The organism is Mediterraneibacter hominis, from assembly GCF_014287475.1.
GTDB lineage: Bacteria > Bacillota > Clostridia > Lachnospirales > Lachnospiraceae > Mediterraneibacter > Mediterraneibacter hominis.
On record NZ_JACOPF010000002.1, the window covers coordinates 664345 to 679593 of the forward strand.

A 15249-nucleotide genomic window follows, 5' to 3' on the forward strand; every position below is an offset into this window, starting at 1 on the left:
GGAAAACGGCATGGCGGAAGAAGGAAGTAATGAACAACTAAAACAGTTAAAAATAAATCTCCGGGAAACGCAGGTGCCGTTTTTCGAAGATGAAGAGCTGCAAAGCCAGCTGGACAGAGCTGGCGGAGATATAGAGTTAGCGACCTATAATTGTTTAATCATTAAGGCGGAAGAGTGCTCTTTGAGTGTCTCCGGGCTTTCTATAGCAGACTCTTCGGCGTACTGGCTGCGTCTTGCAGCCATGTACCGTCCGAACTGTACGACGACAGCGAAAGGCGGGTGAGAATATGGGATTTGTTCATCAGACGTATGCTTTATCACGCCTGATTGAGTCGCGCGGGCAGCAGGCTACTATATACCGAGAGGTAGAAAATGAGTTCCATGAGCCTGTCGGCACACAGATTATAGGGGATTTTCGGGGACTGTTCCATGAGGCTAATGGTTATTTAGGAGTAAGTATCGTAGAAGCCGGAAAGATATATACCGCAAAACAGCCTATGTTTTTAATGGCGTATACCGCAGATATAGAAAAGCAGGATATTCTGGAGATTGCAGGGCGCCGTTTTCGCGTGACCGGACTGGATGATTTGGGGAATTTAGGGCTATTTATGGATATTTCCCTGGAGGTGATATAATGCTGGATTTGACTGAAATGAAAGAGAATCTGGAGTGTATACCGACCAGAATGGAAGAGAAACTGATAAAATACGGAAAAACATCTGCGGCTTTATTGCAAGGGGAAGCACAAAAAAATCGACCGTGGCGAGACCATACACATGATGCGCGGGAGAGGATTAAGGGCTACTGTGTACGTACGGACAGTGGTATACGTATATATCTGGCGCATGGCGTTGATTATGGAGTATATCTTGAGTTTGCACATGAAAAACGGTATGCCATTATTTATCCCACACTCCGAAGGAAAGGACCGGAGATTATTGCCGGGGCAATAAAGGCGGTGAACAGAAAATGAAGTGGAAAGATATACACAAACATTTGTCAGGGGATGGATTTTCAGTTTATTCCCTGGGACAGCATGAAGGAGAATGTACGGAGCCGTATATCGTACTACGGGATAATGGCGTGACCCGCAGGCAGAGTATAGAGGTACCGGAGTATGAGCTGCTGCTGTACTATCCGATGAACCGGTACAGTGAGTTCTCGGATTACATTGGCAATGTAAAAATATCCATGAACAGGCTGTATCCTGCGTTGCGTCTCGTAGAAGATGAACAGCCCCATTACCCGGACAGTGAAAAGAGAGCCTATATGACAAGTTTGATATACCGGAATTCCCGGATAAGCAAAGTAAACAGAATTTAAGAAAGGAAGAAAAGAAACATGGGAAAAATTAGAAAACCTGATGAAGTGGCAACGATTGATGCTTCTTTGATTGTATTAACTCCGGAAGACGGTTCAGAAGACGCTATCGGTATTACTACTAATACCGAGGTGGCGACAGAAGTACAGACGGAAACTACAGACGCAAATAAACTATTGATTAAAGGGGTACTGAAAGCGCAGAAGAAAGAAAAGCAGACACTGACAGGCATCCAGATTACGCTGACAGATAACATGACTGTCCTTGATTTAGCGAAAGCAGTGCAGGGCGGTACCATTCTCCGCGATGAGGCAGGAAAGATTGTAAAATATACACCTCCGGTTGTCGGGGAAGAAGAAACGGCACAGACAAAATATACGGTGGATGTATATTCGGCGGTTATGGACAGCAGTGGAGAGATTGTCAAGTATGAAAAGACAACGTATAAGCACTGCACAGGACAGCCGTTTGCATACAACGCTAAGGACGACGAGTGGCGCTCTGCTCAGTATGTACTTTTATCCCTTCCAAAACAGGGGGAGGCCCCATATGAAATTGAATATGTGGATGAACTGCCAGAAGTAGAGGATGCTGCCGAGATGGTACCAACATTAGGTGAACTTACAATAACTACAGCAGCAGGAACAACTACAGGGAAAACAAAAGTAACTGTGAAGCCTGCAAAGGCAGGCGGAAATTCGTACAAGTATAAGACGGGCGCAAGCGTTAATCTCCCGGCATATAATCAGGACTGTTCATCAGGATATACGGATTGGGATGGTACGGCAGAAATTACCGCTACAACAGGGCATAAGATTCTAATTGTGGAAACCACGTCTGACGGAAAGGCAAGGGCAGCAGGAATTGGCACTGTGACATCAAAGACAGAATAAAAGGAGACAACCTATGGTAACGAATATCGAAAATATAAAAAATGCAGGGGTGAATGAGGTGGCTCTTCCGGGATTTATTCCGGGGGAGCCTTTTATCGTAAAATTGAGGAGACCTTCCCTTATAAGACTGGCAAAAGAGGGGCAGATTCCAAACCAGCTTTTAGGGGCTGCGGCGAAACTGTTTTCAGACGGAATGAATCCCGGAAAAGATGGAGCCTCATTTAAAGAAATGGGAGAGGCCGCGTTCTTTTTGGCAAAAGCAGCGCTTGTGGAACCTTCCTTTGAAGAACTGGAAGCGGCAGGAATTGAATTGACGGATGATCAGCTGATACATATCTATCTGTATACACAGAAGGGGGTACAGATGTTGAATGGGTTTCGTGAGAAGCAGGGGCCTGAACAGAATATTAAACCTGGCAAAAGCACAAGGAAGGACGCCAAGCGAGGTAATAGGTATAGATGATGAATATACGGCATTTTGCTTTGATGAAGCATGTGATTATATCGTAAAACGTGTCCTGAAAGGCGACGAGCCGCGATATGAAAAGAAAAGGAAGAAAGTAAGCAGTATGGCAGAATATTTCAAAGGCCTGGGGGTGTAAGACATGGAAGACTATGGAGTGGCTAAGGGATATATAGAACTGGATACAGAGAGCCTGGAGAGCAACGTCAAAAGTGCTGTAAAGGCATTGGATGATCTGGAACGTAAAGGTGCTTTGGCAGAATCCGAGTTGAACAAACTGGAATCCCAGTCCCAGGAGACAGGTAATGCATTTCAGCAGGCGCAGGCACGGGCAAAAGAACTTACCTTACAGATAGAACATGCACAAAAGCAGTGCGGGCTGTACGAAAGAGAGATTAAAGCTCTGAATACGGTTATAGAGCAAAGCAAGAAAAAGCAGGCTGAAGAGGCAGAGAACATTAAAAAGGTTACTGCGGAAAAAGAAAAGGCAGAACAAAAGGAGAAGTCTCTTTCCGCGGCTTACAAGGCGGCAGTCAAGGAGATTGGAGCAGCGTCGAAGAAATACGGAGAGAACAGCCAGGAAGTCCAGGACCTTACTGCAAAGCATGAAAAGCTGATAAAGTCTTATGAAAGGACAGTACAGAAGGTCAGGGAAAATGAAAACGCTTTGACCCAGAGTCAAAACCAGTGGGAAGCATACGGTATCGAAATAGAACAGTCAGGAAATAAGATAACAGAATTTCAGACAAAGTTGAATAATACGCAGGCGGCAATCAACCGTATGAGTGCAGAACTGGCACAGGCGCAGAGTAAGACAGTGCAGTGGGGCCAGCATTTACAGGAAACAGGAACAAAACTGCAAAATGCAGGGAATTTATTAAACGGCTGGGGAAATACGCTGTCTATGGCTGTGACAGCGCCGCTTGCAGCGGCAGGGACCGCTTCTGTAAAAATGGCGACAGATGCGGAAACCAGCTTCGCAAAAGTGTCTACTATTGCAGATGAAACAGTTCTTTCTTATGACAGGATGAAATCCGGGGTAACTTCTGCGTCAAATGAGACTGGAATTGCAATTACAGATTTCAACGAAGCACTGTATCAGTCTATTTCCGCCGGCGTAGAGTCCGGGGAAGCAATCGGCTTTACTACAGAAATGGTGAAACTGGCAAAGGGTGGTTTTACTGATACGGCAAAAGCAGTGGATGTTGTTACCTCTGTACTGAACGCTTACGGGTTAAGCGCAGATGAAGCGACAAGTATATCAGATAAGCTGATTACTACACAGAACATAGGAAAAACAACTGTAGATGAATTGGCAAGTTCTCTGGGACGGGTGATTCCGACGGCAAAAGCTTTCAATGTAGATATGGACAATGTTTCTACATCAATGGCTATACTGACGAAGCGGGGCATCCAGACGGCAGAAGCAACGACATACTACAACTCTATGTTAAATGAACTGGGCGCAAGCGGTACTGTTGCAGATACAGCGCTTCGTGAACTTGCAGGAAAGGGATTTACACAGCTGATTGCGGAAGGAACACCGCTGACGGAAATCTTACAGATGTTAAGTGATAAAGCTGAGGAAAACGGACAGTCCTTGTCGGATATGTTTGGAAGCATGGAAGGTGGGAAAGCTGCTCTTTCTATTATGTCAGACGGCGGTGCGGAATACAATCAAGTTCTGGAGCAGATGAAAAATTCTGCCGGTGCTACACAGGAAGCGTTTGACAAAATGGACGCTACTTCTGCAGCACAGATGCAGAAAGAGTTGAATAAACTGAAAAATGCCGGGATAGAGGCAGGCACACAGATACTTCCGATTGTAACAGAGGTAATGGGAGTAGTAGGCGACCTGGCAGAAGAATTTAACAATCTGGATCCGGAAATGCAGAAGACCATTATAAACGGGGCTGGAATAGCGGCAGCATTAGGTCCAGTGGCGAAAGTGACAGGCTCTGCCGTAAAAGGAGTAGGCAATCTGGCAGATGGATTCGGCACACTGCTAGAAAAAGCAGGAAAGGCGAAAAAAGTAGGGGACGTAGCTGAAACTGTAGCAGATGTAGGTACTCAGGCAGTAAGCACAACATCAAAATTAGGCGGGTTTTCAGGAATCCTTTCGAAAATCGGTTCTCCGTTTGGAATTGCGGCTATTGCCGCTACTGCTATCATTGGGATTGGTGCAGCTATAAAGAAAGCGAAAAAGGATGCAGAGGAAGCAGATCTGGAAAAACACTTTGGAGATATAGAGTTATCCGCTGAAGAAGTAGAGGATATTGCCGAACGCTTAACAACTACTGACTGGACTATGAGAGTAGATGCTGTCATTGACGCTAAAGATAAACTGGAGGAACTGCAATCGAATATTGAGAGCACTATCCAGACAATGGAAAAAACAGAATGGAAAATAGGAGTAGGACTGGAGCTGACTGAAGAGGAAAAAGGTGAATATAAGCAATCTGTGACGGACTATGTATCCGGAGTACAGTCCTATATTGAACAACAGCAGTATACAGCGAGCCTGGCAGTGGACGCTATTTTTGAGCCTGGCAGCGCAATGAATTCTAATTTTCAACAATCTTCCAGTGAATTTTACAATGCTTTGAATGGAGAACTGACTGCTCTGGGCGAAGAATTAGCGGAACTGGTTAATCAGGCATGGGAGGATGATGTACTATCCGAGGAAGAACTGCAGTTGATTGATGAGAAACGGGCGGAAATACAGAAAAAGTTAGATGAAATCGCACAGGCTCAATATGATTTGGAACTGGATTCGCTGAAAGCAGATGCGACAAAGGACGGTCTGTCAGCAGATAGCTTTAAAAATTTAGAAGAACAATTAAACAAGAAACTGGATGAGGAAGACGCTCGGATAGAAGAAAGCAAACGCAATCTTCTGCTTGAGTATCAAATTCAGTACAATAATGGGGAAATAAGCCTGGAAGAATTTGAGGAAAAGAAAAAGGAAGTAGATTACTATGCTGATCAGCAATTTGGGGAATTAGTTGTTGATAATGTAAACCTAGAAATCGGTACTATCAAAGACAATTATTCTGATAAAATCGGGGACTCTATGAATGATTTTTCGGAACAGATAAATAGGGGATTAGAAACCGCCGGACAGGGAATGGAAGTAAACTGGACACAAATTTGGAATGATTTAATAACTGGCATGCGGAATGGTTCTGAAACATTGACTGGTGCTGCTCGGAGTAATGTGGAAAATTATTTGGAAACTATGAAACCCCAAGTAAGTCAACTGGAAGAAATCGCTCAATCATATAAAGAAGCAGGACAGCTTGTCCCGGAAAATATAAATCAAGGATTGATGGATTATTATCAGCTGGAAGCTATGACTGGGAACACAGATCATATGTGGGAACTGATAGCAGGTCAGGTTGCACAATCTCCTGAATTGCAGAATGCAGTGGAAGCAGCTGCAGAAAGTGGAATGACTATCCCGGAAGAATTGTCAACAACTCTCAAGGAAAACTATGGACTTGTGTACAATGCAGCTACTGGAATGTTCCAGGAAATAATACCGAATACAGAACAGGTAGATGGGGTAAAGGCGCAGCTTAATGCGGCAGGAATACAGGTATCGGATGGTGTTATTAATGCGCTGGCAGCGAAGGCTCCGGACGTACAGGCACAGACGATAAATCTCTTATCACAAATGCAAAACGGAACAACTCTTACAGCACCACAAATACAGAGTGTAATGAGTGCGTGTGGTTTTAGTATAGGAGACAGCCTGGCAGGAGCTCTGGCAACAAAAAGCCCAGAAGTACAGTTACAGGCAGTAAATCTTTTAAACCAGTTAAGAACAGCAGAAGGTACACAAAGAGATGGAATTCTTTCAGAGTTGAGTGGATTAGGGATTGAATTTGGTGATACCCTGTCGCAGGGGGTAAGTAATAGCAGCGGAACAGTACAGACGGCAGCGTCAGGGACTATTGATTCAATGGGAGCAGCTACGAGAAATAGAATAGCATATATCACACCAGGATTCACAAACGCATTGAATACAATGGGAAACAAAGGAGTGTCTGGGATGGAAAGAACAGTTACATCTTCTACCTTAGACGCACCAGATATGAAAACCCCTAATTGGGATCCAGAAGCGTTGTCCGGGAGAAATGGAATGCAAACCGTTTTAGACGAAAATCCGTTGAGTATTACAGTAAACGTTAAAAAGGGGAGTACAGACGGGATACCAGGGTTCGCTTATGGTGGAATAGCAACAGAGCCTTCTATTTTTGGTGAGGATGGTCCTGAAATGGCTATCCCGTTGTCACAGGAAAAACGTACACGGGCATTGGCGTTGTATGAAAAGACCGGCGAACTGTTAGGTGTTACAGCGCAGGAGTCCGCAATACGGCGTGAAATGTTATCAAGCTTCGCAGCTTCTTATCGTGTTGAAAGTGGATACAGAGGCGGTGACATTATCCTTACTGCGCCCGGTATCGATTACGATATGTTAGCAGATAAGGTGGCAGAGAAAATGGCTGTTGTTATGAAAAATACGCCTGTACAGCCGATTATAGAAATGAAAGATGGGGATGTGTATCTGGACAATGAGCGTGTAGGCAGGAAGCAGGCTCCGGTGGTGTCTAGGATAATATCACAGAATACTTGATGAAATTTCCTCCCTTGTGTGGTATGATGAAGAAAATACCAATGAGGGAGGAAAACGTATGAAAAAAATTTTATCAGTGGTTATTGTGGCGATTTTGTGTTGTGGAGTAATAGTGGGATGTGGTAACAAAGATTATAAAGAAATGGAGAAAAAACTTGAAGATGCAGAAGAATTAAAAGCTGAAAATACAAAAGAAATTATTGAATTGCAACAAGAAATATCTGAAAATAAGAAAAAAGAAGTTTTTCCAAGCATTATTGCAGAAACACTGTCAAAAGATACAGGGTATCAAGTAGGTTATGGAATTGTAGATGGGCAAGGATACCAATATGTTCTACAAGTTAGCACGGATGTAAATGAAGAGAAGTTTGTGGCCATATTTGACCAATTAATAACAGAAGGGGCTCTTGTAAAAATGTTGATGGAAGATGAAACATCAGGTGCAGAGCAGGGATACTATAATTCCTTTAAAGTCGTGGATATGGATGGACATGAATTATTTGAAACAGTAGTGCTGTCTAATGGAGAAGCGGACATTTCAGTTGGCTCTCAGTATTTTGGGATGTCAACGTTATTGTTAGAATAGATAAATATGTTACCACCTGCTCCGGCGGGTGGTATTTTTGTACAAATTTTTAAGTAAAGGATGTGGTTAAATTGTTTGATTATAATCCTCAATATTACAATGAGGACAAACAGGTTGGTGAGAGATGTTTTTTTGACGGAAAAGACGTCTACATTGATTTTAATGCGGATCTGAAATCTTTCGAGGTTACTCCCGGAGCGATAGATCCGGATTTTTCACCTGCGGCAGGCAGAAGCAATTTTAATCTGTTTAATGTAGAAGCAGAGCCGGCTGAACTGGTGGCAGAGTTTTATGTCGGCGGTCCGTCTTATGAAGCGACACAGACTAATATTTCTAATATGCTCACAGCGGCAAGACAGTGTGTTATCCGTAAGGAAGGGGATATATTTGAGTATGCTGCGGTGTTAATAGACAGGGACAGTGAGAATACGGAGGTAGAGCCGTATTATCTGCTGTCCTTAAAATTTGCGGTGATACGGCGGAAACCACTTGTTATAAAAAAGCTTGAAAAAACAACAGTAATTTACAACGAAGGCAATACATCATCTGGTATGCGCATTTCTATATCTCCGGAAAAGGCACTGGAAACCTTTACGGTTGCAGGGATAACAATAGAGGATTTGAATCCGGGAACAACGTATGTTATAGACGGCATTGTCGGGAGGGTAACAGCTAACGGCGTAAATTATTTTGCGCATACAGACCTGGTAGATTTTCCTAAAATACAGCCAAGAAAGAATGAAATAGTGATGTCGGAGGAAATTCCAGTCACGGTTTCTTTTTATCCGGTTTTTTCGTAGGAGGGCATTGAAATGCTAAAAATATATGAAGACGGAGTGCCGGTATATCCGCTGAATGTGCGGGCGCCAGATTGGTATATTGAGCATAAGTATGAAGGCGACGATATACTGAAATTTGAGATTCCGGATACACACGAAGCGTACAAACATCTGGCGGAAGAGGTCAGGATAACGGACGGGGCAAATCGATACGCGGTGAAAAAGATTGACGAACATGGTGGATATGTGAATGTGGAGTGTGCTCTTGATTTAGATGACTGGAGGGCAAGTTTTTGGCGGTCATTCCGTACAACAAATAGTACATTACAGCAGGTGTTCGACAAAATAAAACCGTCAGGGTGGGTGTTGACTGGTGCGGAAGGGATAACTCAACGGGCAACAATCGAAGCCAGTGAAGGAAAAGGGCTGGAGAATGTCACTGCAGAGAGCGTGCTGAGTAAAGCGGCGGAGGTATACGAGGTCGTTTTTAATTTTGATGTTCCTGGTAAGGAAGTGAAGGTTATTGACCCTGCGAAGTATGTTCCTTCTGGTGATTATGTAACAGATGAATTGAATCTGAAATCGGTGGGATTTGTGGGAAATTCATCTGATTTTGCAACAAGGCTGTATGCTTATGGCAAGAAGGACAGTGACGGAAATCCAGTTACTATATCGTCTGTAAATGGAGGTAAGGAATACATTGACAATCATCAGTACAGTGACCGTATTGTTTCGGTTGGCTGGTCTGATGAGCGTTACACAGTACCAGCCAACCTTCTTTCCGCAGCAAAGAAAAGGTTAGATGAACTATCCTATCCGGTACGCTCATATGAATGTGATGTCCGAAACTTTGATGAAAATATGTATATGTATGAAGTGGTGACTCTTATTGACCGCAAAAGGAAAACGAGAGTGGAGCACCGGGTGATTGCATTTAAGGAATATCCGGAAGCGCATTACAACGATACTATCACATTAAGCGCTGTACCACCAAAGATTGAAAGCTCTATGAAATCTATCCGCGCGGAAATAAATGAAAAGGTTTCCGTTGCGCAACAGGTTTCGAGTGACGCAGTATTGGAGGCAATAAGCGTAGTGACGGGTAAAAACGGCGGGCATGTAAAGATTGATATGGTAGATGGAAATCCGGAGGTGCTTCGGGTGCAGCATAGTGACGGCACAGAAACTGTGATGGGGAAAAACGGTGTCAGCAGAGGCGGAATCCCATATCAGTACGGACTCACTTTAAACGGCACAGTTGATATAGATATTGAAACCGGTCGGGGTGTGGTACAGCTTCCGTCTTTGTTCAGTGACATGGACATAGATATACTGCTGGGAGTTCAAAGCATTGAGTCGGTAGGAGAAAGTGATGTGGTTCAATCTATAGAAAACAGCTGGGAATATGACCAGGAGGAAAACACACTGACAGTAATATCAGACTGCAAAATGTATAACATCATAGAATCAGCGCCGACAACGGCGAAATCAATCAAAATTAGTTATTTCATTACAGGGAGGTGAGAATAATGGAATATATCGCAGAAATAAGGGCGGATTTGGATGGGTATCCCGGATCTGAAAAATTGGTAATGAAGCAGGGGGATTTTACAGACAGGTATGTAGTAATAACTTTAATGAAAAATGGCGTTCCTGTGACGGTAGGAGAGGATGTGACTCCACAGATTGCAATGGAGAAGCCGGATGGTACACAGGTGCTCGCGGATGAAAACATAGAACGTTTGGAAGACGGTTCTTTAAAAGTACAGATTCTTCCACAGATGTCCACGGCTACTGGTCAGGGGCAACTTGAAATAGAGCTGTACAGAGAAAATGCTCTATTATCCACAGCGGTAATAGAGGTTTTGATATATCCGAACGCCATCAGCATGATAAAAATAGCAAGCTCAAATGAATATCAGACATTAGTAGACGCTCTGGCACAGATTGCTCCGGCAATAGATGAAGAAAAAAAGAGAATAGCTGCAGAAGAAGAACGTATTAAAAATGAAATTGTAAGGCAGAGGCAGGAAGCAGAAAGAGAACGGATTACTGATGCAGCAGTGGAAAATGTAAATTTTACTGTACAGGATATGATTGACCGGCGTGACAGCGGAGAGTTTGACGGTGAAAAAGGTGATACTGGTCCGCAGGGACCTCAAGGAATACAGGGGCCGCAAGGCCCAAAAGGCGAGGACGGCACTGCGGCGATAACAAGTCTTGACCCTGGTGTATTTGCTATGTCGGTTAGAGACGGACATTTAATTTTAACGCATAATGACACAGACCCCGTTCCGCCACTGAAAGTTGTAGACGGACGTCTGAAATACATCATAGGCGAGTAGAAAGGAGCGCGAAAAATGGCAGTACGAGAAATAGATTTAGGGAGTGTTCAAGGCCCACAGGGGCCGCAGGGCCCAACAGGACCACAAGGTCCAACGGGGGCGACTGGTCCGCAAGGACCAAAAGGAGATAAAGGAGAAAGAGGAGAACAAGGACCGCAAGGAATACCTGGGGAAATGGCAGAGGCTCCAAGCATAGGCTCAAATGGGAACTGGTATATTGGGGAGCGCGATACGGGGATATTAGCGGATGCGGACAGAGCGCTTGCGAAGAAAATTGTAAAAAGTACGGAAATATCTGAAGAAGGTTTTATCATGGACGGTAAAACCTGCTCGGAAGCACTTGCTCAATTAAATGATAATTCTATCGAAGAAATAGGAAAAAATTACATAAAATATCGAAACGGAAGATTGGAGCAGTGGGGACGCTTAGGTATATCGTATACAGCCGGATACGGAACGATCACTTTTCCTGTCGCTTTCGCTGGGGAAAGTACAAGCGAATACTTTCTATTCGCACAAGGAAAATATATTAACAGTAGTTTTCAAAATGAGTTATTATCTGCACAAAAAATATCCCTCACAAGCGCTTATTTATATTCTCGGCAGGCTGACGGGAAGAAAACAGAGACGCATGATGTTGACTGGTTTGCCTTTGGTAAATGGAAATAATTATTCAGACTTTAGAAGCAAAATATCTATACGGCATCCTATTTTTATTTCGGAAGCTGTATCGTTCCACACTGCACCTGAAAACATTTTTCCAGTCTCGTAGTAATACATATTAACATGCGCTGTATAAGATGCTGCTGTAGCCCAGTAACATGCGATTATATACCCCTCTGGTGGTTCATATGCTATATCAAACCCTTTGTACCCATTTGGCGGAATGTTTTTTGATGTTGCTTGTAATAAAACATGTTTGACCTTAGCGTCTATATTATCATTTAATTAAGGAATGCAATAATCTTTTGCATACATAGTACATAGAAATTGCTACACTGAAAAATAAAAAAGGAGTGTAGTAGATGGAACAAAAAATAATGGAAGTGCTACGGCGTATGCAGTCAGTGATGCAAGAGAATCAAATGCGAGAACTAAAAAATGTATTGAATATAGTTTTCGCAGGATGTGAAATCATTGAAGAAACAAGTGTTAGGGTAATTGATAAATCATGGGAAGCAGATCTGGAAGATTTTCTGGTATCAAAGGCGTTGGAAGGCAAATCAATAGAGACAGTGCAACGGTATAGATATGAACTAAAGCGCCTGTTATCGTATATTAATAAAGCAGTGGCAGACGTAACAGCGGGGGATATATCTGAATATATGCGTGCATATAAGTATTTAAGGAATGTCAGTAATCAGACGTTGCAAAACGTCAGAGCAGTATACAGCAGCTTTTTTGGATGGATGCGGGATCGAGATCGAGTACGAAAAAATCCGATGGCACTAGTAGAATCAGTAAAAACAGAAAAAATATTGAAAAAACCCTATTCCGACGAAGAAAGGGAAAAATTATTGCGGAATTGTAAAACACTCCGCGACAAGGCAATGATGGAATTTTTATATTCTACTGCTGTCCGCGTAAGTGAACTGGCTAGGTTAAATAGAGAAGATATACATTTCAGTAGTAAAGATTTAGTAGTTTGGGGCAAGGGAGCAAAGGAAAGGAGGGTATATTTGAATGATCGTACAAATATGTACATGCGGGAATACCTGCAGAGCAGAACCGACGCAGAAGTAGCTCTGTTTGTATCTATAAAAAGTCCGCATGAAAGGCTGACGAAAGCAGGCATAGAAGATATAATACGCAGAGTTGGAAAACGGGCACAAGTAGAAAAAGCGCATCCTCATAGATTCCGTAGGACAGCGGCAACAAACGCGCTTAACAGAGGTATGCCAGTGCAAGAAGTTGCCGAATTCTTGGGACATGCAAATCTGCAGACGACAATGAGGTATTGCACAGTGTCACAAGACAGCGTACAGTATCATCACAGAAAATATTTAAGCGCATAGCAGTAATATAAAAGAATGAATATTTTTTTGCATCCGGCTTCCGGTCGGGTGTTTTTGTTGTGTACTTTTATAAGTAACTATAAAAAGTAAATATAAAGGGAAGTTCTTACTTAAATGATAATTCAATTGCGGAATCTGGTAAAAATGACAACGGATATTATCGAAAATACGTTGATGGAACGCTCGAAATGTGGGGACGTAAGCGGGCGGAAGTCTGGATACAAAATGGAAATAGCGCACCGTATTATAGTAATGTTATTGATATTACACTACCTATTGAATCTACAACATCAGTTATACCTAACGTGTATGTAGAAAGCTCCGGAATTATATGGGCTACAGGTGCAGCATACAGCAATAAATCATTAATAGGCTTCCGCATGGTCGCTAACACATCTATTAGCGATCTTGGTGTAGTCTATAACTGGCACGTTATTGGAACATGGAAATAATTACTTCCACGTTCCCGTTGCACGCCAACAAATATAATGTGAATTTCCATTACTTATACCTGCAGCATATAACCAAAACATGAAGCTAGATTTTCTGTCTCCTCCAGTGGACATGGATACCCATGCACCTGTATTTGAATAATTCGTACAGGTTATAATACATTCTGATAATGAAGCAAACGGAAATGTGATTCTATATTGTATTGAATTATAAACAGTTGTTGAAGTATTAGAACGATTATTGATATTAACATTATTTAATATCAATTTTCCCCACATCTCAAGCGTGCCGTTACTCCACTTTCGATAATGATCGTTGTCATTTTCGCCTTCTTCGACAATGTAATTATCATTTAAGTAAGAACTTCCCCTAGAAGGAGGAATTTTGATGAAAATTAGATTAGTAGACAAAACAATTTACACAGTATCCCGTGCGGAAATCGTGAATAGTAGACTTGAAATTGATTTTATAGATAAAACTGCAGAAGAAGTGCAAGAGATTTTTTCAGTACCCGCGAATTTGGAGACAATTGAACTGCTAACGGACAGCGAGGAAAAATTCGGAGAGTTACCGGGGTGGTCCGTGCTTGGCGGCGTATTACTGAACAATGAAACGAAAACAGTTATTTTAACAAAAGCGATTGATGTGACAGAACAGCGCTTGACATCTGCGGAGGCAAATGCACTTTCTGCTAAAACGGAAGCAGAAGAGGCAAAAAAGGCTACAGATATTAATGCAACACAGATAACAGATCTGCAGCTTGCAGTTGTTGAAATTTACGAAGGAATGGAGGGATAAACATGAGTTACATTGCAAAAATATACGCAGATTTAATCCGTAAGAAAGAAAAGACGATTGAGGATGTACCGGAACTGTTAAAAGAGGAAGTACAGGAACTTATCGGGGAGAAAGAGCAGTGATGAAAAAGCTGTTCTTTTTTATTTTCAGCATAGTATTCAGAAAGGAGGCGGAAATTATGGCAGTTATTTACGCAACGCTGATTGTCAAAGGGAAAAAGACAATCGACCAGGTGCCGGAGAAAATCAAAGCGCAGGTTAAGCAGGTATTAATTGACCTTGAAGTACCGGAGCTGGCAGAGTAAGGAGAGTGGGCGGGATACTTCCCGCCTGCAAAAAAAACAGAAGGAGGGACAAACATGCCGGATACGGTAATAGTAGCTGTTGTATCATTGATAGGTACGCTTGCAGGCAGCTTCGGCGGAACACAGTTGATTAAATACAGGATAGAGCAGCTGGAGAAAAAGGTAGAAAAGCATAATCAGGTAATTGAACGAACCTCTATCCTTGAAGAAAAAATGAAAGTGGCAAATCATAGGATAGATGATTTGGAAAACAGGGAGGAATGAAATGAATATGGAAATTTTAATGCAGTATGTAATGTATGCAGTCATGGGAATTGGCATTTTGGCATTTTTAGTCAGTTTAATCACGCAAGTCATCAAGGAAATGCCGGGACTGGTAAAAATTCAGACAAACGCGGTGGCGCTAGTAATATCTATTATTATCACGGTTTTAGCAGTAATTATTTTATGCATTATATTTGAAATACAGCTATTGTGGTATTACATAGTAGCTGCGGTAATAGCTTCATTTATTGTATATATAGTAGCAACGTCCGGCTGGGAAAAGGTTGCGGAAATGTGGCGGAGGACGCGCTGGGAAGAAGCAGAGTATAACGAGGATTCAGAGGACGTGTAATAGCGTCCTTTTTTGATGTCAGAAGGGGAAAGGTGAA

At 42.6% G+C, this 15249-nt stretch carries 18 protein-coding genes; all 18 read left to right on the plus strand.

Annotation, left to right across the window (positions count from 1 at the left end; translation table 11 throughout):
- Window positions 1–10 precede the first annotated feature (10 nt).
- The 18 genes from H8S37_RS12710 (at window position 11) to H8S37_RS12785 (ending at window position 15212) form a co-directional block, all read left to right on the plus strand.
- The gene (locus H8S37_RS12710; protein ID WP_186876429.1) at window positions 11–283 is read left to right on the plus strand and encodes a hypothetical protein; all 273 of its coding nucleotides are present in this window, start codon (window positions 11–13) and stop codon (window positions 281–283) included.
- A 4-nt stretch (window positions 284–287) separates the two neighbouring features.
- Window positions 288–635 (plus strand): hypothetical protein, encoded by a 348-nt coding sequence (locus H8S37_RS12715; protein ID WP_186876430.1) that lies wholly within the window; start codon window positions 288–290, stop codon window positions 633–635.
- Window positions 635–973: a hypothetical protein gene (locus H8S37_RS12720; protein ID WP_186876431.1), complete on the plus strand. Its 339-nt coding sequence runs from the start codon at window positions 635–637 to the stop codon at window positions 971–973. The genes H8S37_RS12715 and H8S37_RS12720 overlap by 1 nt, the downstream gene beginning before the upstream one ends.
- Window positions 970–1323 carry a hypothetical protein gene (locus H8S37_RS12725; protein ID WP_186876432.1) on the plus strand — a complete coding sequence of 118 codons (354 nt, stop codon included), beginning with the start codon at window positions 970–972 and terminating at the stop codon, window positions 1321–1323. The genes H8S37_RS12720 and H8S37_RS12725 overlap by 4 nt, the downstream gene beginning before the upstream one ends.
- A gap of 18 nt (window positions 1324–1341) precedes the next feature.
- Complete coding sequence (locus H8S37_RS12730) at window positions 1342–2214, plus strand: hypothetical protein (RefSeq protein ID WP_186876433.1); 873 nt, start codon at window positions 1342–1344, stop codon at window positions 2212–2214.
- 13 nt (window positions 2215–2227) lie between these two features.
- Window positions 2228–2677, plus strand: coding sequence for an esterase (locus tag H8S37_RS12735; protein WP_186876434.1), 450 nt, complete (start codon window positions 2228–2230; stop codon window positions 2675–2677).
- A 142-nt stretch (window positions 2678–2819) separates the two neighbouring features.
- The gene (locus H8S37_RS12740) at window positions 2820–7316 is read left to right on the plus strand and encodes a phage tail tape measure protein (RefSeq protein ID WP_186876435.1); all 4497 of its coding nucleotides are present in this window, start codon (window positions 2820–2822) and stop codon (window positions 7314–7316) included.
- A 58-nt stretch (window positions 7317–7374) separates the two neighbouring features.
- Window positions 7375–7902, plus strand: coding sequence for a hypothetical protein (locus tag H8S37_RS12745; RefSeq protein WP_186876436.1), 528 nt, complete (start codon window positions 7375–7377; stop codon window positions 7900–7902).
- A gap of 71 nt (window positions 7903–7973) precedes the next feature.
- The gene (locus H8S37_RS12750; protein WP_186876437.1) at window positions 7974–8702 is read left to right on the plus strand and encodes a hypothetical protein; all 729 of its coding nucleotides are present in this window, start codon (window positions 7974–7976) and stop codon (window positions 8700–8702) included.
- 12 nt (window positions 8703–8714) lie between these two features.
- Window positions 8715–10205, plus strand: coding sequence for a phage tail spike protein (locus H8S37_RS12755; RefSeq protein WP_186876438.1), 1491 nt, complete (start codon window positions 8715–8717; stop codon window positions 10203–10205).
- Window positions 10206–10210: 5 nt separating this feature from the next.
- On the plus strand, window positions 10211–11026 hold the full coding sequence (locus tag H8S37_RS17165; protein WP_207723962.1) for a collagen-like protein: 816 nt from the start codon (window positions 10211–10213) through the stop codon (window positions 11024–11026).
- Window positions 11027–11041: 15 nt separating this feature from the next.
- Window positions 11042–11695, plus strand: a complete 654-nt coding sequence (locus H8S37_RS17295; protein ID WP_243207178.1) for a collagen-like protein — start codon at window positions 11042–11044, stop codon at window positions 11693–11695.
- A gap of 356 nt (window positions 11696–12051) precedes the next feature.
- Window positions 12052–13041, plus strand: a complete 990-nt coding sequence (locus H8S37_RS12770; protein WP_186876439.1) for a tyrosine-type recombinase/integrase — start codon at window positions 12052–12054, stop codon at window positions 13039–13041.
- 840 nt (window positions 13042–13881) lie between these two features.
- The gene (locus H8S37_RS12775; RefSeq protein ID WP_186876440.1) at window positions 13882–14292 is read left to right on the plus strand and encodes a hypothetical protein; all 411 of its coding nucleotides are present in this window, start codon (window positions 13882–13884) and stop codon (window positions 14290–14292) included.
- Window positions 14293–14294: 2 nt separating this feature from the next.
- A complete protein-coding gene (locus H8S37_RS17435) occupies window positions 14295–14414 on the plus strand; it encodes a CD1375 family protein (protein WP_279287374.1) in 120 nt (39 codons plus the stop codon).
- Between the two features lie 56 nt (window positions 14415–14470).
- Window positions 14471–14596, plus strand: coding sequence for a CD1375 family protein (locus H8S37_RS17170; protein WP_330605003.1), 126 nt, complete (start codon window positions 14471–14473; stop codon window positions 14594–14596).
- Window positions 14597–14650: 54 nt separating this feature from the next.
- A complete protein-coding gene (locus H8S37_RS12780; protein ID WP_186876441.1) occupies window positions 14651–14860 on the plus strand; it encodes a hypothetical protein in 210 nt (69 codons plus the stop codon).
- A 1-nt stretch (window position 14861) separates the two neighbouring features.
- Window positions 14862–15212, plus strand: coding sequence for a ribonuclease (locus H8S37_RS12785; RefSeq protein ID WP_186876442.1), 351 nt, complete (start codon window positions 14862–14864; stop codon window positions 15210–15212).
- Window positions 15213–15249: the final 37 nt, after the last annotated feature.

Excerpts from the sequence above, each read along its gene's own strand:
- H8S37_RS12710 (WP_186876429.1), top strand. The coding sequence starts at position 11 with ATGGCGGAAGAAGGAAGTAATGAACAACTAAAACAGTTAAAAATAAAT.
- H8S37_RS12785 (WP_186876442.1), top strand. The coding sequence starts at position 14,862 with ATGAATATGGAAATTTTAATGCAGTATGTAATGTATGCAGTCATGGGA.
- H8S37_RS12740 (WP_186876435.1), top strand. The coding sequence starts at position 2,820 with ATGGAAGACTATGGAGTGGCTAAGGGATATATAGAACTGGATACAGAG.
- H8S37_RS12770 (WP_186876439.1), top strand. The coding sequence starts at position 12,052 with ATGGAACAAAAAATAATGGAAGTGCTACGGCGTATGCAGTCAGTGATG.
- H8S37_RS17170 (WP_330605003.1), top strand. The coding sequence starts at position 14,471 with ATGGCAGTTATTTACGCAACGCTGATTGTCAAAGGGAAAAAGACAATC.
- H8S37_RS12725 (WP_186876432.1), top strand. The coding sequence starts at position 970 with ATGAAGTGGAAAGATATACACAAACATTTGTCAGGGGATGGATTTTCA.
- H8S37_RS12715 (WP_186876430.1), top strand. The coding sequence starts at position 288 with ATGGGATTTGTTCATCAGACGTATGCTTTATCACGCCTGATTGAGTCG.
- H8S37_RS12730 (WP_186876433.1), top strand. The coding sequence starts at position 1,342 with ATGGGAAAAATTAGAAAACCTGATGAAGTGGCAACGATTGATGCTTCT.
- H8S37_RS12780 (WP_186876441.1), top strand. The coding sequence starts at position 14,651 with ATGCCGGATACGGTAATAGTAGCTGTTGTATCATTGATAGGTACGCTT.
- H8S37_RS12755 (WP_186876438.1), top strand. The coding sequence starts at position 8,715 with ATGCTAAAAATATATGAAGACGGAGTGCCGGTATATCCGCTGAATGTG.
- H8S37_RS12720 (WP_186876431.1), top strand. The coding sequence starts at position 635 with ATGCTGGATTTGACTGAAATGAAAGAGAATCTGGAGTGTATACCGACC.
- H8S37_RS17435 (WP_279287374.1), top strand. The coding sequence starts at position 14,295 with ATGAGTTACATTGCAAAAATATACGCAGATTTAATCCGTAAGAAAGAA.
- H8S37_RS12745 (WP_186876436.1), top strand. The coding sequence starts at position 7,375 with ATGAAAAAAATTTTATCAGTGGTTATTGTGGCGATTTTGTGTTGTGGA.
- H8S37_RS17295 (WP_243207178.1), top strand. The coding sequence starts at position 11,042 with ATGGCAGTACGAGAAATAGATTTAGGGAGTGTTCAAGGCCCACAGGGG.
- H8S37_RS12775 (WP_186876440.1), top strand. The coding sequence starts at position 13,882 with ATGAAAATTAGATTAGTAGACAAAACAATTTACACAGTATCCCGTGCG.
- H8S37_RS12735 (WP_186876434.1), top strand. The coding sequence starts at position 2,228 with ATGGTAACGAATATCGAAAATATAAAAAATGCAGGGGTGAATGAGGTG.
- H8S37_RS17165 (WP_207723962.1), top strand. The coding sequence starts at position 10,211 with ATGGAATATATCGCAGAAATAAGGGCGGATTTGGATGGGTATCCCGGA.